Here is a 23,827-nt window from a genome sequence, read left to right as displayed (position 1 = left end):
ATCTGGCGCGGCATGCTGCAGCGCGGGTAAGTGAAGCGGGTGAGGCGCTCATTTAGAGCGCTGGCAACGAACGTGGGGCACGTGATTGCCGTGTGAAGGGTAAGAACCTTTGGGGGCCCTCAGGCAGGGAGAAGAGTTGGCGGTGTTAGCCGCTTTCTTTTGCCTACTTTTCTTTGCGGCGGCAAAGAATAGTAGGTGCCGCCCCGCACAGGGGCAACGCTTGAAGCACGAAGGCAATGCGCGGATGCCAACGCAAAGGCAAAAACACACCCAGCAACGTGCGATGAACCACAAAAAAAAAGCCCGCTTACGCGGGCACTTCCAGCTCAGGCAGCATCTGCCAATAGGCAAAGACAAACCTCACACAACGCCGGCATCGTGCGCCTGCACATCAGCGTGATAGCTCGACCGCACCATCGCGCCGACGGCCGCGTGCGTGAAGCCCATCTTGTACGCTTCTTCCTCGTACATCTTGAACGTGTCCGGGTGCACATACGCACGCACGGGCAGATGGTGCTCCGACGGCTGCAGGTACTGCCCAATCGTCAGCATATCGACGTTGTGCTCGCGCAAGTCGCGCATCACCTGCAGGATTTCTTCTTCCATTTCGCCCAGGCCGACCATCAGGCCGGACTTCGTCGCGACGTTGGGATGCAGCGCCTTGAAGTCCTTCAGCAGCTTCAGCGAATGCGCATAGTCCGAACCCGGGCGCGCTTCCTTGTACAGACGCGGCACCGTTTCGAGGTTGTGGTTCATCACATCGGGCGGCGCTGCGTTCAGGATGCCGATTGCACGATCGAGACGGCCACGGAAGTCCGGCGTCAGGATTTCGATGCGCGTTTCCGGCGACAGCTCGCGCGTCTTCGCAATGCACTCGACGAAGTGCGCCGCGCCACCGTCACGCAGATCATCGCGATCGACGCTCGTAATCACGACGTACTTCAGCTTCAGCGCGGCGATCGTGCGCGCGAGGTTCAGCGGCTCTTCCGGATCGAGCGGATCCGGGCGGCCGTGACCGACATCACAGAACGGGCAGCGGCGCGTGCACTTGTCGCCCATGATCATGAACGTCGCGGTGCCCTTGCCGAAGCATTCGCCAATGTTCGGGCAGCTCGCTTCCTCGCACACCGTATGCAAATTGTGCTCACGCAAAATCTGCTTGATCTCGTAGAAACGCGAACTGCCCGTCGCCGCCTTCACGCGAATCCAGTCAGGCTTCTTCAGTTTTTCGATCGGAACGATCTTGATCGGAATGCGCGCGGTCTTGGCTTGCGCCTTCTGCTTGGCGGTCGCGTCGTAGGGCGCCGGAGCGGCGGCGTTGACAGGACTCGAGGCTGCGGGATTCGCGGTAACGTCAGTCATTCGTTCGTTCCAGTCAGGCGGTGATGGCACCGGCCTGCGGTAGGCCGACGGCTGCGGGGATGCCGTCGATGTTGGCGATGAGGCTTGCTGCAAGGGTTCGGGCTACGTCGTCCCAGCCGACTGCGACGCCGAGCGTCGCCATGTCGACTGTTTCGAGCCCCGCGTAACCGCACGGGTTGATGGCGAGAAACGGCTGCAGGTCCATTTTCACGTTGAGGCTGACGCCGTGATAACTGCACCCGCTACGGATTTTCAGGCCCAGCGCGGCGATCTTAGCGCCAACGTGCAATCCGGCGTTCGGCTGCTCAGGCGCGACATAGATGCCCGGCGCGCCCGCCTTGCGTTCACCGGCGAGATTATACGCCGCGAGTGTGTCAATCACGGCCTGCTCGATCCGCGTCACCAGCTCGCGCACCATCAGCTTGCGACGGCGCAAATCGAGCAACAGATAGGCGACCACCTGGCCCGGGCCGTGATACGTGATCTGGCCCCCGCGGTCGACCTTGACGAGCGGAATGCGGCTGTCGGCCGTGAGCAGATGCGCCGGATCGCCGGCCTGGCCGAGCGTGAAAACGGGAGGATGTTCGACGAGCCAGATTTCGTCAGATGTTTCAGCGGTGCGCGAATCGGTGAACGCGCGCATCGCGTCGAAGCTGGCCTGATAGTCTTCCGAGCCTCGCCAGCGCACGATCACCGGCTGCGCAGAATCGCTTTGCGCCGCCGCGTCGGACGCAACGGCGTCCGGCTGGATGGAACTCGAAGACTCGGGGGACGATGAAACCGGCGTGGCACACATGATTCCGGCAGTTTACCGAAATCCCGCGCGCCTCGCCGGCCACGCGGGCAATAACTGGGATCAGGAACCCTGATCAGACCGTGCGCCATCCGGAGCGCAGCCACGCGCCAAAGCGTTCGCTGACGCGCGCGGCCCAGTTGAGCGCCTTTTGCTCCGGCCGCGTCGGCACGTAAAACGCAACCCGCGCCTGCGTGCCACGCTCGACCGACAGCCACAGCCGCTCGCCGCGCCGCAGACGCAGCGTCTTGCCCGGTTCGAGCCAGTAATCTTCGACGTCGTCGCTGCGGGTCACCCACACCGCGCCGCCTGAAACAGCCAGGCGCGTGCTGCGTGTGATCTTCATCGGAACGGTTTCACCGGCTACGATCTCAAACGTGATGCTAGAGGAAATTTCTCGCATGATGGCCTCGCCAAAAATCGTTTCATGGCTACAATCCTATATGCGACAAGGGTTTACGCCAAACGATCAATTTTCACCGTTATGTGAGAAAAATTGCGATGGACCTCCGCCAACTGCCTGCACTGAACGCGATCAAGGCCTTCGAGGCCGCCGCCCGTCACGAGAGCTTTTCGCGTGCCGCCGACGAGCTGTACGTCACGCACGGCGCCGTCAGCCATCAGATTCGCGCACTCGAAGAAGAGCTGGGCGTGAAGCTCTTCGCCCGCGACGGCAAGCGCGTGCGGCTCACCGATATCGGCCGCCGCTATGCCGCGCAGGTGCGCACGGCGCTGATCTCGCTGGCGGAAGCGACGCGCGAGATTCGCGCAGGCGACCGCGACCGGCGGCTGGTCGTGTCGATGCTGTCGTCGTTTGCGGCGCGCTGGGTGACGCCACGCATCGGCAGCTTTATCGAGGCGAATCCGCAGTGGGATCTCGAACTGCTGTCGACCAACTCGCTCACCGATTTCGCCCGCGACGACGTCGACTGCGCAATCCGCTTCGGCTACGGCCCCTATCCGGGGCTACATGCCGAGTTGCTGCTCGAAGAGACGTTCTTCCCGGCGTGCTCGCCGACTTTCAACGGCGGCAATCTGCCGAAAATGCCCATTGATCTCGCCAACGTCCCGCTCTTACGCTCCGACGACGAACGATGGCGTCCGTGGTTCGACGCGGCCGGCCTCACGGACTGGTCTGAACCGAAGCGCGGCGTGCTGTATCAGGACTCGTCGAATCTGCTGCAGGCGGCCATCGACGGCCAGGGCATCGCGCTGACGCGCCGCTCGCTCGCGATGCACGAAGTCGCGGCAGGCCGGCTCGTACGGCTGTTCAATATCGACGGACCGAGCCCGTGGCAGTATTACTTCATCTGCACGCCGCAGATGCTGCAGACGGCTCGCGTGAAGGCGTTCCGCGATTGGGTGTTCGACGAAGTCGGGCGCTTCAAGCAACTATTCGAGAGCGCATGTAGCGCGAGCGCGAACCGCTCGACAACGGATAAGACGCAGGGAAAGAAACAGACACAAGCTGAGCCGAACGCATTGCACGTCCGGAAGCCGGCGGCGCAGACGGAGCGCTGAGCGCGCCCTCGTCCGCTCACCGTCACACCAATTACAGCACGACCTTCACCATCGGATGCCCGGTCAACGCCCGGTAAATATCATCCAGATGCTCGCGATTCAGCGCGCGCACCGTCACCGTCAAACCGGTGTAGTTGCCGCCGCTCGACGGCCGCACTTCGATACGCGCCGCGTCGAAACCGCCGTCGAACTGGCGGATCACCTCGACGATCGTCGTCTGGAAATCCGGGTGCGACTTGCCCATCACCTTGATGGGGAAATCGCACGGAAAATCTATCAATGATTCGTTCACGGCATTCATCCTCGACTCCTTTTCTCACCGCACGCAATCAGCCTATATGACTGCGCGCGGCGAAAAAGCAAGCCGCAGGTTTCCTTCTTGTCTACGGCTTACTTCTTCTTGTTGAACATCAGCATCATCGAATCCCACACGCGGCCGACAATGCCCGCCTGCGGCACCGCCTGCAGCGCGACGAGCGGCACCTGCGCGAGCGTCTTGCCGTCGGCGACGAACTTCACCGTGCCGACCTGCTGGCCTTCGGCGATCGGCGCAATCAGCGGGTCGACGTGCTCGACCTGCGGCTTGACCTTGTCGGCCAGGCCCTTCGGCAACGTGATGTACTGGTCCGTCTTGACGCCGAGCTTCACGCTATCCTGCGAGCCCTTGTAGACACGCGGCGTCTCGACCACCTGATTCGCCTTGTACAGGCGCACCGCGTCGTACGCGGAATAGCCGTAGTTCAGCATCTTCAGGCTGTCCTGCACGCGGTCGTGTTCTTTCTGCTCGCCCATCATCACCGTCACCAGACGGCGCGACGCATCAGGCACGCCCGGCAACGGACGCTTCGCGCTCGCGATCAGGCAGTAGCCAGCCGCTTGCGTGTGGCCCGTCTTCAGGCCGTCGACGGTCGGGTCGATCCACAGCAGACGGTTGCGGTTCGGCTGCTTGATCTTGTTATACGTGAATTCCTTGACCGAGAAGATGTTGTAGTAGTCAGGGAAGTCGCGGATCAGGCGCGCCGACAGAATGGCGAGGTCGCCCGCCGTCGTGTAGTGCTGCGCGTCGGGCATGCCGTTCACGTCGGCGAAGTGCGTGTTCTTCATGCCGAGCTTTTGCGCTTCCGCGTTCATCATGTTGACGAACTGCGCCTCGCTGCCGCCCACCAGCTCAGCCAGCGCGATAGCGGCGTCGTTGCCCGACTGGATGATCATCCCGTAGACGAGATCGTGCACCGTGACGGGCTTGTTCGCCTCGATGAACATCCGCGATTCGTCGTTCCTCACGCGGCGCACGGCCTCGCTCGGATTGATCGACTGGTCCATCGTGATCTTCTTGGTCTGCAGCGCCTCGAACGTGAGGTAAGCCGTCATCAGCTTGGTCAGCGACGCCGGCTCGACGCGCTCATCCGGATTGCCCGATGCGAGCACCTGGTTGCTGGTTGCATCGACGAGCACCCACGAGCGCGCGTTCACGCCCGGCGGCGGCACCTGCGCGAACGCGGTGCCGGCAATCAGCGCGGCGGGCAGCGCAAGACCCAGCGCCAGCTTGCTGGCGACGGATTGCGGAACGAAAGAAACGAGGCTGGGAAGGCTGAAAGAGCCGTGATTCGAAAAGCGCATAGGATCGATTCGGGCAGAAATGGGCTGGTGCGCAGGATGCGCAGTTCGGATGATTCGCGTGATGCCGGACGGGCAGACTCCGCCGCGCGCGAGTGTCATAAGCGCGGCACGGCGTGGTTTTGACTGCTCGTCAGACTGTCTGTCACGCGGACGGTTCGCGCAGCGCGCCTCGCATCTCGCGCCGAATCCGCTGCCATGAACTCACGAGCGAGGCGATTCGATCCACCAGACGGGCAATGCTGCGCCCAAAAAAGAGCGCTCATTATACGTGCTGCCGCCTGACAATTTGCCGTACGTCATGGAGTTTTCCCGCATTTTTCGAGGGCTTTTTACAACATGAGCGGCACGCGGCCGCTCATGTTTTCGCGATGCACCGGCGCCGTGAAATCAGCGCCACGCGTCGACGATGATGCGCTTGAGGATATGCAGCTTGCGATGCAGGAAATGCTCCGCGCCCGGAATCACCACGACGGGCAGTTCCTGCGGCTGCGCCCAGTCGAAAACCGACTGGATGGGCACGGTATCGTCGGTTTCGCCGTGAATCACGAGCGTGTTTTCCGGCACAGGCGCGACCTCCCAGCGGCTCGCCGCCGTGCCGACGAACACCATCCGCTCGATTTCCTGCCCTTCTTCACGCAGCCGCGCGGCGACATGCGACAGCACGAACGTGCCGAACGAAAAGCCCGCGAGCACGAGCGGCAGGTCGGCGTGGCCCGGCTGCTCACGCATGTGGTCGAGCACCGCGCGCAAATCATCGCGTTCACCGACGCCGGCGTCATGCGTGCCTTGCGTTTCGCCGACACCGCGAAAATTCGAGCGATACGTGATGTAGTTCAGCTGGACCAGCGTGCGCGCCAGCGTTTGCGCGACCTTGTTGTCCATCGTGCCGCCAAACAGCGGATGCGGATGCGCGACGAGCGCGATACCGCGCGGCGCAGCGCCGCCGTCGCGGCTGGCGTCGGGCGCATCGACGGCGACTTCGATCTTGCCCACCGGGCCGTCGATCAGATACTTCTTCGTATGTACGTTCATCTTGTATGGACGAGTGACGCGGTTGAAACGCTACGGATCAGCGGTCGATCAGCAGGCGTTCGACGATCTTGCCGTTCACGAGATGCGAATCGACGATCTCATCGATATCGCTCTTGTCGACGTACGTGTACCAGACGCCTTCCGGATACACGACGACAGTCGGCCCTTCCTCGCAGCGGTCCAGACACCCCGACTTGTTGATCCGCACCTGACCGGGACCGGCAAGGCCGAGCTGTTTCACGCGTTTCTTCGCGTATTCCTGCATTTCCTGCGAGCCGCAGTTCGCGCAACTCGGACGCGTTGCGCCCGGTTCGCGCTGATTCAGACAGAAAAAGACGTGATATTTGAAGAAGGAATCCATGATGGCCGACGTGTGAGGTGCGTGGACGAAGCGGTGCGCATGCATGACGCGGCTCGCCGTAAGCGGGGATAGGAGGTCCCATCGATTATAACGACGGGGATCGAACATCGCAGATCGCCGCTGGCGTCGCTACATCGGCATCGATCCAGCATGCATGCCTGCTACGCACGCGACCCGCGCCGCTTCGACAGCAATGCGCGTTCCGCCGACAACCCGACCCACACCAACGCCGCATACGGCCACATCCACGCGAGCCAGCGCGCGAGGCCGTTGAAATGCAGATAGCGGCCTTGCCGCCAGTCGGCGAGCACGACGTCGAAATACGGATTCACGGGCAGCAGATTGACGACCACGAGCGAAACGACCAGCGCGATCGCCGCGAGCGCAACGCGCGAGCTGCGCGGCAGCTTCAGCGTCAGCAGCATCGCGATAAAACCGGCGGCGAGGCCGATCAGCGCGCCCGGCGTCGCCCAGTTGAACGCGAGGCCCGATTGCGATTGCAGAAACGTCGCGCCAGCCTTGACAGCGAGCGTCGCCACGACGAACGCGATCAGAAGACGCACGCGCGGCGCGCGCTCGCGCATCGGCAGCGAAGCGAGCGCGCCTGCCGACAGCAGATTGAGCGCGGTGATGATGGCTTCCCACGCATCGTCGGGCATCCACGCGGCAACCAGCGCGGGCCATGCCGGCACGTGCCACGCGGCGGGCGCCCAGGCGAGCAACGCATCCTGCATCGACGCGTCCGAGCGCAGCCACAACTCGCGCGGCCATGAGCCGAGGCCGAGTAACAGCGGCGCCGGATACATCGTCGCGAATGGCCATAAGGCCACCAGCCCGATCACGGCCGTGCTATCGCGCTCGAACCACAGGAAGCGCATCCGCCGCAGCATGCCGCGATCGAGCAGCGCGCCCGTCAACGGCGACATCAGCGTCGCGCCGAGCAGCGCGCCCAGCGCGTTCGCGGCGAGATCGAGATTCGACGCCACGCGCGTCGGCAGATAGGTTTGCACGGCTTCCATCACGCCCGACAGCAGCGTGCCGAGCCCAAATGCGAACGCCACGGCAATCGCGCCGCGCCAGCGCGGATAGACGGCGAGCACGACCAGCGCGCCGAACGGCATGTAGCCGAGCACGTTCGTGACGACATCGAAAGCCGTCAGATACTGTGGGAAGGGATCGAAGAGATAGTCGAGCGGCCCGATGCCGAGCGAGCGCCAGCCGAAGAACGGATACCACGACCCATAGACGATCAGCGCCGCATACAGCACCAGCGCCTGCCTCGCAAACGCCGACGGCCGCCGCTGCCACGGCTTGTCAGCCATCCAGCGCTCCCGTGACTGCGCGACAACGCGTCATTGCTGCGCGACGAGCGCCTGCACGCCGAGCCAGGCGGAAATCTGCGCGACGAGATCGTCGGTGGCCGCGGCGATTGCACGCGCGCCGCCGGGGGCATCGGCCGAACTCGCGGGCGCGCGGGCGATGAAGGTGCGCTGCCCGACCACCTTGCCGTCGACGAACAGCGTCGTGCGCGCGGTGACGGAGCCGTGGCTCTCGGACTGGCCGTCGAAGTCCTGCTCGAACTCGTCGAGATCCACCTTCAGCACGGGGGCGCGCACGCCGTCGCCACCCGTGAGCACCGTGCCGCGCGACGACAGCGCATTACGCAGGCGCTGCGTGACGAGTTGCGCGGGCGGCATCGTCCAGTGGCTGTTCGCATACGAGGCCGTCTGCTGCGAGTCCGAATACGTCATGCGATAGATGAGCTTGTCGGAATCGAGCGTGGTCGGCGCCGTGACCTCGAGCACCTTGATGGCCGGCATCGTGCCCGTGCTGCCCGGCAGCGGGGCCGGGCCGAGGTCGTAGCGGATATCGGCGAGCGCGGCCGGGTTGCCCGCGCAGCCGGCCAGCGCGCCAAGCGCGAGCAGCAGCGCAGCGAGCGCGGCGCGCGAGGTGAAGAGACGGTTGATCGAGCGTGACATGCTTGTTTCCTTTGAATTTCATTTGGCCGCGTGGCCCGCAGGCCACACGAAGCCCGGTTCGCCGGGACCGGGCGCGGCGCGCGGCGCGCCGAACAGCAGGCTGTTGGGCGCTTCGTCGAATGTGTTCGCGGCGCGGTCGACGGCGCGCACGGCGGAGCGAACGTCTTCCGCCAGCGAATTCACGCGCGGCAGCGTGTCGTAGCCGACGCGCGCCGAAATGTCCTGCAGCGTCGCGTTCATCGCCGTCAGCGCGTCGCCCGCCTGCTGCGCGGCCGTGCCGACCTTGTTCAGCGTGCCTTCCAGCGGACCGTCCGGGCGGTTCAGGCTGGTGATCATCCGGTTCGTCGACGCGAGCGTCTGATCCAGCTGATTGAGCGTGCCCGGCAGCTTGCCGACGGCGGGGCCCATCTGCGCGGTGAGCGTTGTGACGCCGTCGGCGGCGTGCTGCAGGCTCGCCACCGTCGCCATCAACTGGTCGCGCATTTCGGGCGACAGCAGCAAGTCGACATCGCGCACGGTCTTTTCGATCTGCCGCAGCAGCACGTCGCCGCGCGCCTGCAGTTGATCGAACAGGCCCGGACGCATGGGCAGTTGCGCGACGTCCTTCGCCGACGACACGAGCGGCGCGAGATCCTTCCCCGAGTCGTCGAGCTGGATGAACGCGAGGCCCGTGACACCCTGCAGCCCGAGCGTGCCGAACGTCGAATGGGTGATCGGCGCGTTCTTGTCGACGAGAATGCGGATCAAAATCTGCCCCGGATGCGCACGGTCGAACTTGATCGACTGCACCTTGCCGACGTCGAGGCCGCGATATCGTACCGCAGCATCCGGGTACAAACCTGTGACATTGGTCCGCGCAATCAGATCGAAAGGTATGCGCACCGACCTGTCGACATTAAACAGAAACGCCGCCGCAGCGATCGCGACCACCATCACGACGGTGAAGAGCCCGGCCCAGAAGGCGTGTGATTTGTTTTCCATTGTCAGGTTCCCTCGGCGTTCATGGCGCGGTACGCAGCGGAATCGCATCCGACGCGGGCTCCAGCGCTTCGGCCGGCAGCTTCGCGCGCCGCTCCGGCGACAATCCCTGCAACGCGAGCCGCCCGCGCAGCCCGAGAAAATACTCGCGGATAAACGGATGATCGAAGCCCGCCACCTGCTCGACGGGCGCCGCGACAATGACCTTACGGTCCGCGATCACCGCGACACGCGTCGACAGCGCGACCATCGTATCGAGATCGTGCGTCACCATCACCACCGTCAGGCCGAGCGCACGATGCAAGGCGCTGATCAGTTCGACGAATTCGTCGGAGGCCTGCGGATCAAGGCCCGCCGTCGGTTCGTCGAGGAACAGCAGTTCCGGTTCGAGCGCGATCGCGCGCGCGATGCCCACACGCTTGACCATCCCGCCCGACAGCGCCGCCGGCATCTTCGACGCGTGCTTGCACGGCAGCCCGACCATTTCCAGCTTCAGCATCACGATGTCGCGCAGCAGATCGTCGGGCACCTTGCCGAGCTCGCGCAGCGGCTGCGCGATGTTGTCGAACACCGACAGCGACGAGAACAGCGCGCCCTGCTGGAACAACATGCCCGAGCGCACACGCATCAGCCGGGCTTCGTCTTTATCGAGCGTGGACATGTCCTCGCCGAACACCTTGATGCTGCCCGAGGTCGGCCGCTCCAGCCCGAGAATCTGGCGCATCAGCGTCGTCTTGCCCGAACCCGAGCCACCGACGATCGACACGATCTCGCCGCGCCGCACGTGGAAATCCAGATGCTGGTGGACGATGTTGCGTCCATAGCGTTTGGTGAGGTTGCGCACCTCGATCACGGTTTCCGCGATCTCCGGCAGCGGCTGGTCCCGTACGGCGGTAGTGAGCGGCGCAATCATGACAGCCCCACGTTCTGAAAGAGAATCGCGAACACGGCGTCGGCAAGGATGACGACCGTGATCGACGTGACGACCGAAGTCGTGGTGCCCTCGCCGAGACTCTGCGAATTGGCCTTGATGCGAAAGCCGAAGTGACAGCCGACGATCGCGATCAGCATGCCGAACACCATGCCCTTGCCGAGCCCGATCCATAGGTTGGCGACGGGCACGACGGTCGGCAAGGCGCGCGCGAAATACGACATGTCGATTTGCAGCACGATCTTGGCCGCGAGTGCGCCGCCGATCAGCGAGACGATGTTGGTCCACATCACGAGCAGCGGCATAGCCAGCGACAGCGCGATCACGCGCGGCAGGATCAGGCGCAGGCCGTGTGGAATGCCCATCACGCGCATCGCGTCGAGTTCTTCCGTCACGCGCATCACGCCGATCTGCGCGGTGATTGCCGAGCCGGAACGCCCCGCGACGAGAATCGCCGACAGCACGGGTCCGAGCTCGCGCAGCACCGACATCCCCAGAATATTCACGATGAACTGGTTCGCGCCGAACAGCCGCAGTTGCTGCGCGGACAGGTAGCTGAGCACGATGCCGATCAGAAACGCGACGAGCGCGGTGATAGGCAGCGCCTGCGTGCCCGCGCTGTAGACATTCGCCGAAATCTCCTTCCACGGTGCGAGCTTCGGATTGCGCGCGATCACCAGCAGATCGAGGATCACACGGCCGAACATCGCGACGCCGCCATACAGATGCTCGAACAGCGCGAAGATGCCGAGGCCGAGCTTCGTGAACGGATCGAAGCGATGCACGGGTTCCGGGTTCTCGCGCGCGGTGTCGAGCAGCGCAATACGGTCGAAGATGTCGCGCTGGGTATCGTTGAGCGCGACGAGATCGACGGGCAGCTTGTAGCCCCACACGCGCCACAGCGCCTGGCCGCCCACGTGGTCCATCCGCTCGACTCGCGACAGATCCCATTGCGCGACGTGCGCGCGGCTGTCGATCAGTTCACGCAAACGCGGCAGCGCCTTTCCGTGCAGGCGGTCGCGCGCGAGCGCGAGCGCCGTCCACTGGCCGGACAGGCGCACGATCTTGCCCTGGCTGCCTGCCGCGACTTCGAGGCCGGGAGGAGTGTCGTAGTTCAAGGATCGCTGGATGTGGTTATCGGATTAACGGGCATTGTAACGAAGCGTTCGAGATTGGGCCCTGGTGGGATGCCCGGCAGGGCTGCATGCCGCACGCATCTTGTGAACAAAGCGCGGCTGGCGTATCTATCGATCACGATGACAGGCGCAGTGGCTAAAATACCCTTCATGAATACTCCACTCTCCCCCAGCCCTTCGGGCGACTGGCGAATCGACCGGCAGCGCGCCGTCGCGCTGTTCGGCCCGGCCGCCAATGACTGGCCGATCGAAATCGTCGAAGAAACCGGCTCGACCAACGCCGACCTGATGGCCCGTGTGAAGGCGCTGCCGCGCGAACCCGGTGCGCTCGCGCGGCCGATCGTGCGCGTCGCCTACCTTCAGACGGCGGGGCGCGGCCGGCGCGGCCGCCCCTGGTATGCGGAACCCGGCAATGCACTGCTGTTCTCGGTTGCCTGCGTGCTGCCGCGGCCGCTTGAAGGACTCGCGGGGCTGAGCCTAGCGGTCGGCGTCGCGCTGGTCGACGGCCTGCGCTCGCTGCCCGTGTCGGGTCCGGGCCAGATCGCGCTGAAATGGCCGAACGACGTGCTGCTCGAAGGCGACAAGCTCGCCGGCATCCTGATCGAAACGGCATGGAGCACGCCGGACGCGAGCGCTGTAGTGATCGGCATCGGCACGAACGTGAAGGGCGCCGAGGAACTCGCCGCGAAGGTCGGCGCGCTCAATGCCGGCGTGCCCGCGCAGGCGCGCGGTGCCGCGCCGACGGCGCTGTCGCGTGCTCTGCCGAACGCGAATCTCACCGATACGCTCGCCGCAGAGCTGAACTCGCTCGAACCTGCCTTGCAGCGGTTCGGCGTAGAAGGCTTCGCGCCGTTCCGGCAACGCTGGAACGGCTGCCATGCATATGCGGGACGCGACGTCATACTGTTCGAGCAAGGCGTGGAAGTCGCGCGCGGCGTCGCGGCGGGCGTCGACGATCTCGGGCAACTGCTGCTCGATACACCATCCGGCCAGCAAGCCATCGCGACGGGAGACGTGTCGCTGCGTCTCGCGGACGACGAAAGCGGCGCTGCATGAGCGCCCCGTATCTGCTGATCGATGCGGGTAATAGCCGCGTCAAATGGGCGCTGATTCACGCGGATGGTACACAGACGCACGCAGGCGCGTTTTCGCACGGCGGTCAACTGGTGAAGGGCACTGGTGATCCGTTGCAATCTCGACACGAGCCTGACTGGTCGACGTTGCCCGAGCCCGGTTCGGCATGGTTATCGAATGTTGCCGGGGAAGCGGTAGCGCGCCGTATCGATGCGTTTATCGACCGGCACTGGCCCGGTCTCACGCGCACGACGATCCGCTCAGCCGCGCAGCAGTGCGGTGTCACGAACGCGTACACGACGCCGACGCAGCTTGGGAGCGACCGCTGGGCGGGCATGATCGGCGCGCGCACCGCGTTCCCGGGCGAGCCGCTGCTGATCGCGACCTTCGGCACGGCGACGACGCTCGAAGCACTGACCGCCGACGGCGTGTTCGTCGGCGGATTGATCGCGCCGGGCTGGTCGCTGATGATGCGCTCGCTCGGCGAGCACACAGCGCAACTGCCGACGCTGGACGCCACGGCCGCGCGCGGCCTGCTCGACAGCGAATCCGCGGGTACGACGGGCCAAACCGCGCCGCTCGCGCGCGCAGCATGGTTCGCGACCGATACGCCGCGTTCGTTGTCGTCGGGATGCGCGTTGGCGCAGGTCGGGCTGATCGAGCGGATGTGGCGCGATCTGCAGGACGAATGGAAAGTGTCCGTGCGACTCGTCGTGAGCGGCGGCGCTGCGGGCGAACTGGTGCAGGCGCTCGGCGTGCCGTACACGCGTCACGACTCGCTCGTGCTGACGGGACTCGCGCTGATCGCCGCGCAGGCATCGGCCAATCCGCCGACGGACGCTCCTCACCCGGCCCGAACGCCGGGCTACTGAACAAGCAAGCTGGAGAATTTCATCGATGCTGCGCTGGCTACTCGCCCTGCTCTTTCTCGCCAACATCCTCGCGTTCGTCACGATGCGTGGGCTGTTCGGTCCGTCGCCGGCCGCCGGGCCGCGCGAGCCGAATCACCTGAACCGGCAGGTCCGTCCGGACCAATTGCGCGTGCAGCCGATGTCGTCCGCCGATGCTGCGGATCTGGCTGTCGTCGGCGGTCCGGCGCCCGTTGCGCCGATCGCCGCTTCGGCGCTGCCGCAGTAACGCGGAAGTCTTCTTCGACGCGGGTTGCGCGCCCGCGTCGCGTTGTGCTCAGTCCTGAGCGCGCACCTTCTTCAGAAGCGCCGTCGTCGAGCGGTCGTGTTCGAACGGAATCGCCAGCGCCTTGCCACCCCAGCCGCGCACCAGCGCGGATTCCGGCAACTTGTCCATGTCGTAGTCGCCGCCCTTCACGAGCACGTCCGGACGCAGTGCGTCGATCAGCGCGACGGGCGTCTGCTCCCCGAAGCACACCACCCAGTCGACGCTCTCCAGCGCCGCCAGCAGCGCCATCCGGTCGGCTTCGTTGTTGATCGGCCGGTCGTCGCCTTTGCCGAGCATGCGCACCGACGCGTCGCTATTCACGCCGACAATCAGCGTCGCGCCCAGCGCCTTCGCGTCCGCGAGATACGTGACGTGCCCGCGATGCAGGATATCGAAGACGCCGTTCGTGAACACCACGGGGCCGGTCAGCGACGGGCGAAGTTGAGCGAGCGCGTCGCGTGTCGTGAGCTTGCGTTCGAAGGTAGCGGCCATGAGAGCAATCGTTGAGCGGGTTTGAGAGGCGAGGCGCGTGGCTCCGATGATAGAAGACGCACGCCCGCGACAAGGCAAAAAAGAAAACGGCCCGGCGGTTCTCACCTGCCGGGCCGTTGCGTGTCTGTGCGACGCGCCGGGCGGTCGGCCCGGCCGGCGCGCGGCCCTTATCAGGCCGGTTGCTGTTGTGCAGTCTGCTGGTCAGCCTGCAGACGCGTCACCACTTCCTTGCGATAGCGGTTCAGTTCCTGAGCCGTCGTGAACGAGCGCTCGAACAGAATGGACAGGTTGTGCAGAATGCGCTCGACCACCTTCTTTTCCCAGCCGTCGTCGAAACGGATCTGCTCGTCGAGCCAGCGCTCGAGCCACTCGGGATCGGGCAGACGCGATTGAACGGTGTCGCGCGGGAACAGCGACTGGTTCACGTGCAGATTGGTGGGGTGCAGCGGCTTTTCCGTGCGGCGCGCGGAGGCCATCAGCACACCGATCTTTGCAAACGCGGCGCGCGCACCGTCGCCGAAGTTCGTCAGCGCTTTCTTCATGTAGCGCAGATACGCGCCGCCATGGCGCGCTTCGTCGCGCGAAATGGTTTCGTAGATGTGCTTGATGACGGGCTCGGTGTGCCATTCTGCCGCACGGCGATACCAGTGATTCAGGCGGATTTCGCCGCAGAAGTGCAGCATGAGCGTTTCAAGCGGCGGCGCCGGATCGAATTCGAAGCGCACCGCGTGCAGTTCTTCTTCCGTCGGGCACATCTCCGGCTTGAAGCGGCGCAGATATTCCATCAGCACCAGCGAGTGCTTCTGCTCTTCGAAAAACCACACGCTCATGAATGCCGAGAAGTCGCTGTCATGGTGGTTATCGCGCAGGAACATTTCCGTGGCGGGCAGCGCCGACCATTCGGTAATCGCGTTCATCTTGATGGTCGCCGCCTGCTCATCGGTGAGCAGCGACGCGTCGAATTTGTCCCAGGGAATGTCCTTCTCCATATCCCATCGAACCGACTCGAGCGATTTATAAAGTTCCGGATAAAGCATGGTGTTCATGATCCCACCCCTGTTCTGCGCAAGGCGACGTCTGTTATCTGTTGCTACATTTGCGGCCGACGAACGGGAACTTTCGGCAATGTTCTCCGTCGTCAGCGCAGCATTCAATTTTACGCGGTAATCGGTTGCCAAGATGCAAGTGTTTGGCAAAAGACATACTGCGGCTCGTGATACGTACGCGATTTTCGTGCCTCGCGTGCGCGGCCAACCGTGGGTGAGGGAGAACCTTTGCCTGGGGTCGTGCCAGCCTGCCGCCGAACGACGGCATTTGGGTCCGCAGCGGACGAACCGGCACCGCATGGCACCGGATGAAACGGCGAATCTGGCGATCTTCGCACGCGTCCGCGGGCCAGAAAAAGCTTACACAATAATAGCATGCGGCCCTTACACGCCCCATTTTCGGACCGTCGAAACCCGCTTTGGCATTGACGTAAAACAACGTGGGCGCTCGTTGACCGCACGGTGTCAAAGGAATGTGCTAGCGCGGCGACATTCCGTCGCAGTTCGAGGCGCGCTGGCCGTTTCGGCCACGCGCGCCCGTTTCATCGCAAATATCAAGCGTTCATTCGGACGTCGACGAGGTCTTCTTCGCAGACGATGCGCCCGCCCGTTTCGTGCTGGCCGCGCGCTTCGCGGCGGCACGCGGCGCGTCATCGGATTTCGCTTGCGCAGTGCCTTGCGCGTCGGGCTCGGGTGCGTCGTCGGGTTCGAGGTCGCTCGGCTCGATCCCCGCGCCCGCTTCCGATGCGCCCGTCGCCGTCGTGTCCGGCGGCTGCGCCATCGCGAACTGCGCGATCTGGTTGAACTGCGCCTGCAGCAGATTCCACCAGCCGGACGCGTCGAACGCGGGCGACGCCGCCGACTCGCCTGCTTCACTCGCTTCCGGCGCGCTCGCAGCGGGCTGCGGCACATGCCTGGGCGGCGCTTCAGGCGCGGGCTGCGTCATCGATTGCTGCGCGAACGCGCCGAACGCGCGCAGCGTCGAGAGCGTCGCGCGCTGCACTTCGAGCGCCTGGATCGCCGACTGCAGCATGTTCAGATTCAGCTTGAGCCATTGCTCGACAGCGCGCATGTCGGTGATGCGCTTGTCGAGTTCCTCGACGTTCGTGAGCGGCGCCATCATGTCGGACATCATCGACAGCGACGGCACGAAACCCTGCGTCGAAGCCGGACTGGTGCCCGGGAATGCCGCGCCGAACGGCGTGAGGCGCATCATGCCCCACATGCGGTCGAGCATTTCGGCGGGCGGAAAACCAGGAAATCCGGGGAAAGGTGGCGTCGAGCCGGGGTGGTCGGTCATTGCTGAGCTCCTGTGTTCGGTTCTGGGCCTGGGGCGCCTGTTGCCGTTCGCTTATTGTGGTTCGCTTATTGTCCTTCGATCCAGCGATCGAAGCGACGTTCGATATTCGCGGCTCGATCATACCGCGTGAATTTTTCGCGTCGAGCCGCGATTGCGAACGCGGTTATCGTGCGCCTGTCGCCATGACGATTTTGCGTCCGCCTGACGCAAGGAGGCGCGTTCCGCTAGAACGGCTCCTTGCCCGGGAAATCCGGCGCACGCCGCTCGCGCAGCGACGCCACGCCTTCGCGCACGTCGGGGCCCGCGAAACCCATGAATTCGAGCGCGAGCGACGTATCGAAAGTCGGCCCCGCCGAGCGCAGCCAGTTGTTCAACGCGTACTTGGTCCAGCGGATCGCTGTCTGCGAACCCTGCGCGAGCTTGCGCGCGACTTCGAAGGTCTTCGGCAGCAGATCGTTGTCGTCGACGGCCAGCGAGACGAGGCCGATGCGCTCCGCCTCTTCGCCGCTCACCGGCTCACAGAGCAACAAGTAGTACTTCGCCTTCGCCATCCCGCACAACAGCGGCCACACGATCGCCGCGTGATCGCCCGCCGCGACGCCAAGCCGCGTATGACCGTCGATGATGCGCGCCGACTTCGTCGCAATCGAAATATCCGCGAGCAGTCCAGCGACGAGCCCCGCGCCCACAGCCGGTCCGTGCATCGCCGAGACGATCGGCTTGCTGCAGTTGATCACGTTGTAGACGAGATCGCGCGCCTCGCGCCATACGCGCGTGCGCACGTCGAAATCATTCGCCATCTCTTCGACGAGGCCGAGATCGCCGCCCGCCGAAAAGCCCTTGCCCTCGCCGCGAATCACCGCGACGCGCGTCTCCGGGTCGCGGTCGACATCGCGCCAGATGTCGGCCAGCTCGCGATGCATGTTCGCATCGGCGGTGGCGAGCGCGCTGCGGTTTGCGCCTTCACCGCTCATCACGATTTCGAGGATGCCGTGCGCATGACGCCGCACGCGCAGCGACCTGTAGTGCGCATAAAACGCGGGTTCGACCGATTGCGATTCCGATTCGTGAGACATGGCACACATCCGTAAGAGCGACGCGTCGGCGTCGATACCCACATCATGCGCGTAACGCAGCCGACGCTGCGCCACGCGAATCACTTCGCCTAACGCGGCTGATACACCCACTTTCCGTTGCTGATCTCGACCATCACGCGCGCGCGCTGATCGAGGCCGAGGTGATCGGTCGCGCTCATGTTGACGACGCCGTTGGTATCGGCGAGTCCCTTCGTCGCTTCGAGCGCATCGCGCAGCGCGCGGCGAAACTCGACCGTGCCCGGCGCGGCTGTTTTCAGCGCAACGGGAATCGCGCTGTTCAGCAGCATGCTCGCGTCCCACGCATACGAACCGAACGCCGACACGCTGCCCGGCCCGCGCAGCTTCTCGAAGCGCGCAATGTAGTCGAGCGCGAGACGCTTCGAAGCGTAGTCCGTGGGCAGTTGCGAGGCGACCAGCACCGGGCTCGCGGGCAGGAACGTGCCGTTGCAGTCGGCACCGCACACGCGCAGGAAGTCGTTATTGCCGACGCCGTGGTTGTGATAGATCTTGCCCTTGTAGCCGCGCCCGATCAGCGTTTTCGGCGGCAGCGCGGCGGGCGTGCCCGCTGCGCCCACGACGACGGCATCGGGATTTGCCGCCATGATCTTCAGGATCTGGCCGGTGACGCTCGGATCGGTGCGATTGAAACGCTCGTTGGCCACCACGTTGATTTTGTGAATCTGCGCGAACTTCGCGACCTCCGCGTAAAACGTTTCGCCGAGCGCGTCCGCCTGGCCGATGTACGCGATGGTCTTCACGCCGTGCTGGCTCGCGTGCTCGGTGATCGCGGATGCCATCATCGCATCCGTCTGCGGCGTCTTGAACATCCAGTGCCGTTTCGCATCGACGGGCTCGATGATCTTCGCCGACGACGCCAAAGAAATCGCCGGCGTTTCACCTTCGGCGACCACGTCGATCATCGCCAGCGAGTTCGGCGTGATCGACGAGCCAATGATCGCGTCGACGTGATTTTCGGAGATCAGCTTTTTGGTGTCCTGCACGGCTTGCGTCGTATCGGACGCATCGTCGAGCACGATGTATTCGACTTTCTGCCCGGCGATCTCTTTTGGGAAGAGCGTCGCCGTCTCGCGCGCGGGAATGCCAAGCGATGCAGCCGGCCCCGTCAGCGATAGAACGAGGCCAATCTTCACCTGTGCGAGCGCGAGTCCGGGTAAAAGGGAAAGCGTGGCGGCGAGCGTCGTGCGCCGCTTGAAAGTGAACTTGCGAGCGCAGTTGCGCAGAGTTGAAGATGCAAACGTCCCGTATCGCGGCATGCGTTGTCTCCTTTGGTTTTTGTGCGTTCTGCGATGCTGCGTGTTGCATGTTGCTGTCCGCGCGCGTGTCGCTGCATGATGCTGTGCGTTGCGATTCACGCGGTCCAGCGTGCGAGACCCGATGGCCTCGCGCGAGCGTCAGTGTAGCGGCGCGCGTGGCGCTGCCGGCATCGGGCGAAACCCTTTCGGATCGCTCGACGCCTCACGCCAACTACACGATCAAAGCCCGCCTTCGAGCGGCGCGACAGCCTGATCGATCGAACCGAAAATCGACTTGCCCGCTTCGTCGAACATTTCGATCTTCACGGTATCGCCGAACTTCATGAATTCCGTCTGTGCGCTGCCGTGCTCGATCGTTTCGAGGCAGCGTTTCTCGGCGATACAGCAATAGCCGCGTTTCGCGTCCTTGTTCGACACCGTGCCAGAACCAACGATGGCGCCTGCGCGCAGGTTGCGCGTCTTCGCCGCATGCGCGATCAACTGGCCGAAGTGGAACACCATGTCGGTGCCCGCGTCCGGCTGGCCGACCTTCTTGCTATTCCAATGCACGATCATCGGTCGATGCACGCGGCCTTCGCGCCACGCGTCGCCGAGTTCGTCGAGCGTGACGGCAACGGGCGCGAACGACGTCGCCGGCTTGCTCTGGAAAAAGCCGAAGCCCTTCGCGAGTTCGGCGGGAATCAGGTTGCGCAACGACACGTCGTTGACGAGCGTGACGAGGCGAATGCTTTTCAACGCCTGCTCGGGCTTAACGCCCATCGGCACGTCGCCTGTGATGACGGCGACTTCCGCCTCGAAGTCGATGCCGAACGATTCGGACGCGCACACGATGTCGTCCTTCGCGCCGATGAAGTCGTCGCTGCCGCCTTGGTACATCAACGGATCGGTCCAGAACTCGGGCGGCATTTCCGCGCCGCGCGCGCGGCGCACCAGTTCGACGTGGTTCACATACGCGGAGCCGTCGGCCCACTGGAACGCGCGCGGCAGCGGCGCCATGCATTCCTTCGCGTCGAACGAAAACGTGTTGCGCGCGCGGCCCTGATTCAGCTCGTCGTACAGATCGCGCAGTTGCGGCGCGTAGAAAATCCAGTCGTCGAGGACGCGCTGCATCGTCGGCGCGATGGCGTCGGCGACGGCGGCCATATGCAGGTCACGGGAAACGACGATCAGTTGACCGTCGCGCGTGCCGTCCTTCAGCGAGGCAAGTTTCATGGCGGAAAAGGCATGTGGATGACGATAAGAGGAATCTATTCTACGATGGTGAATCGGCGCGGCCCAAACGTTCGCTTCAAGCAGGCGATGGCCATTGCAACGTCCGCGCCGTTTTTCGCCGCTTTAAGGCTCACCGTTCAACCACTGCCTATGCCTCCAACCGCCCGCTCCAGTTCGATCCGCAAGGATGCCGATTCCGCCGAACCGCTCGATCCCGCCGACGACGATGCCGCCGACCAGCACGACAGCGAGCAAGGCATCGAGCACGACGGCGGCGAGGAAAAACTGCGCTCGGGCATCCAGTCAATCGAAGTCGGGTTCCGTCTGCTCGACGTGCTCACGCACGAGCCGCGCGCGATGATGCTGCGCGATCTCGCGCAGCGCGCGGGCATGAGTCCGGCGAAAGCGCACCGTTATCTGGTGAGTTTTCAGCGCCTGGGCGTCGTCGCGCAGGATCCGCTGACGGGCCGCTACGAGCTTGGCGGCTTCGCGCTGCAGCTAGGGCTGGCGCGGCTCGCGCGCGTCGATGGCGTGAAGCTCGCGCGCATCGCGCTCGCCGAATTGCGCGACCGGCTCGATCTGACGGTCGGCATCGCGGTGTGGGGCAATCAGGGGCCGACCGTCGTGCACTGGATGGAATCGAGCTATCCCGCGAAGGCGTCGCTGAAACTCGGTGACGTGATGCCGATGCTCAGCTCGGCGACGGGTCTGCTGTTCGCCGCGTATCTGCCGCGCAGTAAGACGGCCGTGATGATCGCGCGCGAACTCGCCGATACGCGGCGTTGGGCCGCCGCCAACAGTCCGCGCACGCCGGAAGATGTCGAACGCGTGCTCGAGGACGTGCGCGCGCATGGCTCGGCACGTGTCGAAGGCATGTTGCTGCCGACCATTCACGCGTTCTGCACACCCGTGTTCGATTCGAATGGCGATCTCGCGCTCGGATTGATCGCACTGGGTCACGAGGGCGCGTTCGATATCGCGTGGGGCGGCGAAGTCGACACGGCGCTGCGCGAGTGCGCGCAGAAGCTGTCGTATGAACTCGGGTATAGTCCGACGCCGCGATGAGCGTGAGGAACGCGTGACGGCAGTGCGCGGTCGAATTGTGTTCAAACGTTCATAGCCTTGCGTTCCGCCTTCAGGTTCCGATGTCATCTCCAGCCGCTCTCCGTTCAGTCACGCCAGATCACCTCGCCGCCGCGCAGCGCCGCTCGTCGCGCTTGCGTTGGGCGGGCGTGCTGCTGGCTGTCGTGGGCGCGCACTTCATCGCGGCGCAATGGTTCGAACGACGTCACGACACCTTCAAACCTGTGTCGCCCGAGCATGTTCCCGTGCAGGTCGCGCTGCTCAAGCCCGAGCGTATCGAAACGCAGGCGGCCGGTTCGCCGCCGCCCGCCAAGGCGGTGCCTGCGGCCCCGAAACGCGTCGCGCGAGCGCCGCGTGAACATGTATTGACGGCCACGCAACCAGGTCAGAAGCCGCTTCAAACAGCGCCCGCAACTGAAGCCGCAAGCGCGCCTGCGGATGCTTCGGCTTCCGCGTCCGCGCCGGGCGTTGCGTCGTCCGCAACGGGAGCCGCCAATTCCAGCGCCAATGTTGCCGGTCAAGGCAACGCGCCGCATGCTGCGCCAGGCGTGAAGTTCTCTGTACCGCCCTCAGCCGAGTTGCAATACGACACGTTCTACAACGGCGTGCGCAATCAGCCGGGCACGATCCACTGGTCGAGCGATGGCCGCTCGTACGACATGATCGTTTCGGTACCCTTGCCGTTCATCGGCACATTCAGCTATTCGAGCCACGGGCATGTCGATGCATTCGGTCTCGCGCCTGATCAGTACATCGAAAAACGCGGCCGACGCGGCGAGGACATCACCACCTTCCATCGCGACACGAAACAGATCGGCTTCTCGCGCACGCCGGCCACGCTGCCGCTGCAGGACGGCGCGCAAGACCGCTTCAGCATGGTGATGCAACTCGCCAGCCTGGTGCGCGGCGACCCCGACGCGTATCAGCCAGGCGTGACGCGTCAGTTCTTCGTGACCGACAACGACAGCGGCGAAATCTGGCCCATCGAGACAATAGGCGACGAAGGCGTGCGCACCGATCAGGGCATCATCGATGCGCGCCATTTCATGCGCCTGCCGCGCCGCGAAGGCGACCGGCGGCGCATCGACGTGTGGCTCGCACCGTCGCTCGGCTGGCTGCCTGCGCGTCTCGTGCAAACCGAGCCGAACGGCACGCAGATCGAACTTGTCTGGCGCGGCAAGATCGCGCCGCCGGATGCGAACGGCAGCAACGCCGCTTCATCCGATGACACGTCACCAGCCCCTTCCCAACCGTCCGTCACCGATCCAGGCGCAGGGCCGGAAAAGCCCTGACACAAACTGGTCCTTCGCTATGGAGGACACTTTGAAACCGGGACTACACACACTGCGCATCCGAAACTTCCGTCGTTTGCATGAATCGCACGACGAAGCGCGCTGATACGCGCCGGCGGTTCATGCGAATCCGATGAACTCAATCGGATGAACTGTCGATCCGTTCGTTCTTTCATTGCGACATCACTTATGGAGTCCGCATGCAAATCAATGTGAATGGCATCGATACGCGCTACGTCCTGAGCAATGAGGGCGGTGGCCCATGGCTCACGTTCATTCATCAGCTTGGCGGCGATCTGTCGATCTGGGATCAGCTCGCCGGCTATTTTCGGGATGACTACACAGTCTTGCGCTACGACGTGCGCGGTCACGGTCAAACGGCCATATCAGACAGACCGTTCCGTGTTGCAGATTTGTCGCAGGATCTACACATACTGCTAGATGCGCTTGGCGTTGAGAAAACGCATATTGTCGGAATGTCGATGGGCGGGATGATTGCGCAACAGTTCGCGCTGGATAACCCGGCACGCATCGAAACATTGACGCTCGCCGACACGCACGCCGCCACGCCTTCGGACGGCCATGCCATATGGGAGCAGCGCGCGGCGAAGGCGCGCAACGAAGGCGTCGCAGCGCTGGCCGAGGCAACGATGGAACGCTGGCTCACGGCGGGTTTTCGCGACGCGCATCCGGAGGTGGTCGAACAGATTCGGGAGGTATTGGAGAACACTTCGTCTGAAGGTTACGCACAAGCGTGCATTGCGCTGCGCGATTTCGATGTGCGCAGTAGACTGAGCGAGATTGATCTTCCTACTCTTACTGTGGCTGGACGCCACGACGCAGGCACGCCACCTGCTGCTACACACGGAATTGCGAATGCCATCCGGAATGCGCAGTTCGAGTTGCTGGACGCAGCTCACCTCGCACCGATCGAACAGTCGCAACGTTTCACCGCTTTGCTGGAATCGTTTTTGCAAAAACGGGTCTAACCGATAGGTCCGGAGAATTCAAAGCGTCAGGCCGGACCCACCCCTTGAATTCCAAACCAAGGGCTCCATCTACGGTGCA

The 23,827-nt window shown here is 64.1% G+C and carries 25 protein-coding genes; 7 read left to right on the top strand and 18 right to left on the bottom strand.

Annotated elements, in window-relative coordinates; genetic code table 11:
* Positions 1–360: 360 nt before the first annotated feature.
* From lipA to SB822_RS38765, 3 genes are all read right to left on the bottom strand, one after another.
* Positions 361–1,362 (bottom strand): lipoyl synthase, encoded by a 1,002-nt coding sequence (gene lipA, locus SB822_RS38775; RefSeq protein ID WP_007577738.1) that lies wholly within the window; start codon positions 1,360–1,362, stop codon positions 361–363.
* Between the two features lie 13 nt (positions 1,363–1,375).
* A complete protein-coding gene (lipB, locus tag SB822_RS38770) occupies positions 1,376–2,158 on the bottom strand; it encodes a lipoyl(octanoyl) transferase LipB (protein WP_007577740.1) in 783 nt (260 codons plus the stop codon).
* A gap of 73 nt (positions 2,159–2,231) precedes the next feature.
* Positions 2,232–2,558: a DUF2917 domain-containing protein gene (locus tag SB822_RS38765; protein WP_007577741.1), complete on the bottom strand. Its 327-nt coding sequence runs from the start codon at positions 2,556–2,558 to the stop codon at positions 2,232–2,234.
* Positions 2,559–2,656: 98 nt separating this feature from the next.
* On the opposite strand from SB822_RS38765, the gene SB822_RS38760 reads away from it, so the two are divergent.
* Entirely contained in the window at positions 2,657–3,676 is a 1,020-nt protein-coding gene (locus SB822_RS38760; RefSeq protein WP_007577742.1) for a transcriptional regulator GcvA, read from the top strand.
* A gap of 31 nt (positions 3,677–3,707) precedes the next feature.
* Here the strand turns inward: SB822_RS38760 and SB822_RS38755 are convergent, their stop codons facing one another.
* The 9 genes from SB822_RS38755 to SB822_RS38715 all read right to left on the bottom strand — a co-directional run bounded on the left by SB822_RS38755 (position 3,708) and on the right by SB822_RS38715 (position 11,695).
* Positions 3,708–3,977 (bottom strand): DUF493 family protein, encoded by a 270-nt coding sequence (locus tag SB822_RS38755; protein ID WP_410857106.1) that lies wholly within the window; start codon positions 3,975–3,977, stop codon positions 3,708–3,710.
* An 89-nt stretch (positions 3,978–4,066) separates the two neighbouring features.
* Complete coding sequence (locus SB822_RS38750) at positions 4,067–5,296, bottom strand: D-alanyl-D-alanine carboxypeptidase family protein (protein ID WP_007577744.1); 1,230 nt, start codon at positions 5,294–5,296, stop codon at positions 4,067–4,069.
* A gap of 387 nt (positions 5,297–5,683) precedes the next feature.
* Positions 5,684–6,328, bottom strand: coding sequence for an alpha/beta hydrolase (locus SB822_RS38745; RefSeq protein ID WP_007577745.1), 645 nt, complete (start codon positions 6,326–6,328; stop codon positions 5,684–5,686).
* Between the two features lie 37 nt (positions 6,329–6,365).
* A complete protein-coding gene (locus SB822_RS38740; RefSeq protein WP_097218394.1) occupies positions 6,366–6,689 on the bottom strand; it encodes a ferredoxin in 324 nt (107 codons plus the stop codon).
* Positions 6,690–6,850: 161 nt separating this feature from the next.
* Entirely contained in the window at positions 6,851–8,011 is a 1,161-nt protein-coding gene (locus SB822_RS38735) for a VanZ family protein (protein ID WP_410857105.1), read from the bottom strand.
* Positions 8,012–8,041: 30 nt separating this feature from the next.
* The gene (locus SB822_RS38730; RefSeq protein WP_007577748.1) at positions 8,042–8,668 is read right to left on the bottom strand and encodes an ABC-type transport auxiliary lipoprotein family protein; all 627 of its coding nucleotides are present in this window, start codon (positions 8,666–8,668) and stop codon (positions 8,042–8,044) included.
* 18 nt (positions 8,669–8,686) lie between these two features.
* Positions 8,687–9,649 carry an MlaD family protein gene (locus SB822_RS38725; protein WP_007577749.1) on the bottom strand — a complete coding sequence of 321 codons (963 nt, stop codon included), beginning with the start codon at positions 9,647–9,649 and terminating at the stop codon, positions 8,687–8,689.
* A gap of 19 nt (positions 9,650–9,668) precedes the next feature.
* Positions 9,669–10,559: an ABC transporter ATP-binding protein gene (locus tag SB822_RS38720; RefSeq protein WP_007577750.1), complete on the bottom strand. Its 891-nt coding sequence runs from the start codon at positions 10,557–10,559 to the stop codon at positions 9,669–9,671.
* A complete protein-coding gene (locus SB822_RS38715; RefSeq protein ID WP_079484135.1) occupies positions 10,556–11,695 on the bottom strand; it encodes an MlaE family ABC transporter permease in 1,140 nt (379 codons plus the stop codon). Before SB822_RS38715 ends, SB822_RS38720 begins: the two co-directional genes overlap by 4 nt.
* A gap of 168 nt (positions 11,696–11,863) precedes the next feature.
* Here SB822_RS38715 and SB822_RS38710 point away from each other — a divergent pair, with 168 nt between their 5' ends.
* Genes SB822_RS38710 through SB822_RS38700 form a run of 3 tightly spaced genes read left to right on the top strand, consistent with a single transcriptional unit; the run spans position 11,864 to position 13,924 of the window.
* Positions 11,864–12,769 (top strand): biotin--[acetyl-CoA-carboxylase] ligase, encoded by a 906-nt coding sequence (locus tag SB822_RS38710; protein WP_410857104.1) that lies wholly within the window; start codon positions 11,864–11,866, stop codon positions 12,767–12,769.
* Positions 12,766–13,659 carry a type III pantothenate kinase gene (locus tag SB822_RS38705; RefSeq protein ID WP_410857103.1) on the top strand — a complete coding sequence of 298 codons (894 nt, stop codon included), beginning with the start codon at positions 12,766–12,768 and terminating at the stop codon, positions 13,657–13,659. Before SB822_RS38710 ends, SB822_RS38705 begins: the two co-directional genes overlap by 4 nt.
* Before the next feature lie 25 nt (positions 13,660–13,684).
* Positions 13,685–13,924 carry a hypothetical protein gene (locus SB822_RS38700; RefSeq protein ID WP_007577754.1) on the top strand — a complete coding sequence of 80 codons (240 nt, stop codon included), beginning with the start codon at positions 13,685–13,687 and terminating at the stop codon, positions 13,922–13,924.
* A 48-nt stretch (positions 13,925–13,972) separates the two neighbouring features.
* Here the strand turns inward: SB822_RS38700 and rfaE2 are convergent, their stop codons facing one another.
* The 6 genes from rfaE2 to SB822_RS38670 all read right to left on the bottom strand — a co-directional run bounded on the left by rfaE2 (position 13,973) and on the right by SB822_RS38670 (position 20,384).
* Positions 13,973–14,455, bottom strand: a complete 483-nt coding sequence (gene rfaE2 / locus SB822_RS38695; RefSeq protein ID WP_007577755.1) for a D-glycero-beta-D-manno-heptose 1-phosphate adenylyltransferase — start codon at positions 14,453–14,455, stop codon at positions 13,973–13,975.
* Positions 14,456–14,625: 170 nt separating this feature from the next.
* Positions 14,626–15,501 (bottom strand): hypothetical protein, encoded by an 876-nt coding sequence (locus SB822_RS38690; RefSeq protein WP_007577756.1) that lies wholly within the window; start codon positions 15,499–15,501, stop codon positions 14,626–14,628.
* Between the two features lie 562 nt (positions 15,502–16,063).
* The gene (locus SB822_RS38685; protein ID WP_007577757.1) at positions 16,064–16,801 is read right to left on the bottom strand and encodes a PhaM family polyhydroxyalkanoate granule multifunctional regulatory protein; all 738 of its coding nucleotides are present in this window, start codon (positions 16,799–16,801) and stop codon (positions 16,064–16,066) included.
* A gap of 224 nt (positions 16,802–17,025) precedes the next feature.
* Positions 17,026–17,877: an enoyl-CoA hydratase/isomerase family protein gene (locus SB822_RS38680; RefSeq protein WP_079500075.1), complete on the bottom strand. Its 852-nt coding sequence runs from the start codon at positions 17,875–17,877 to the stop codon at positions 17,026–17,028.
* 89 nt (positions 17,878–17,966) lie between these two features.
* Complete coding sequence (locus SB822_RS38675) at positions 17,967–19,172, bottom strand: ABC transporter substrate-binding protein (protein ID WP_410857102.1); 1,206 nt, start codon at positions 19,170–19,172, stop codon at positions 17,967–17,969.
* 219 nt (positions 19,173–19,391) lie between these two features.
* The gene (locus SB822_RS38670; RefSeq protein WP_410857101.1) at positions 19,392–20,384 is read right to left on the bottom strand and encodes a fumarylacetoacetate hydrolase family protein; all 993 of its coding nucleotides are present in this window, start codon (positions 20,382–20,384) and stop codon (positions 19,392–19,394) included.
* Positions 20,385–20,534: 150 nt separating this feature from the next.
* Here SB822_RS38670 and SB822_RS38665 point away from each other — a divergent pair, with 150 nt between their 5' ends.
* The 3 genes from SB822_RS38665 (at position 20,535) to pcaD (ending at position 23,748) form a co-directional block, all read left to right on the top strand.
* Complete coding sequence (locus SB822_RS38665; protein WP_410857100.1) at positions 20,535–21,449, top strand: IclR family transcriptional regulator; 915 nt, start codon at positions 20,535–20,537, stop codon at positions 21,447–21,449.
* An 80-nt stretch (positions 21,450–21,529) separates the two neighbouring features.
* Positions 21,530–22,759, top strand: coding sequence for a DUF3108 domain-containing protein (locus tag SB822_RS38660; protein WP_410857099.1), 1,230 nt, complete (start codon positions 21,530–21,532; stop codon positions 22,757–22,759).
* A gap of 200 nt (positions 22,760–22,959) precedes the next feature.
* Positions 22,960–23,748: a 3-oxoadipate enol-lactonase gene (gene pcaD / locus SB822_RS38655; protein ID WP_410857098.1), complete on the top strand. Its 789-nt coding sequence runs from the start codon at positions 22,960–22,962 to the stop codon at positions 23,746–23,748.
* Positions 23,749–23,827 lie beyond the last annotated feature (79 nt).

Origin of the sequence: Paraburkholderia sp. SIMBA_054 (assembly GCF_046534875.1) — a bacterium.
In the GTDB taxonomy this organism is placed as follows: Bacteria; Pseudomonadota; Gammaproteobacteria; order Burkholderiales; family Burkholderiaceae; genus Paraburkholderia; species Paraburkholderia hospita.
Note: the sequence above shows the minus strand (reverse complement) of the source record. Positions and strands in the feature narration are given on the sequence as shown.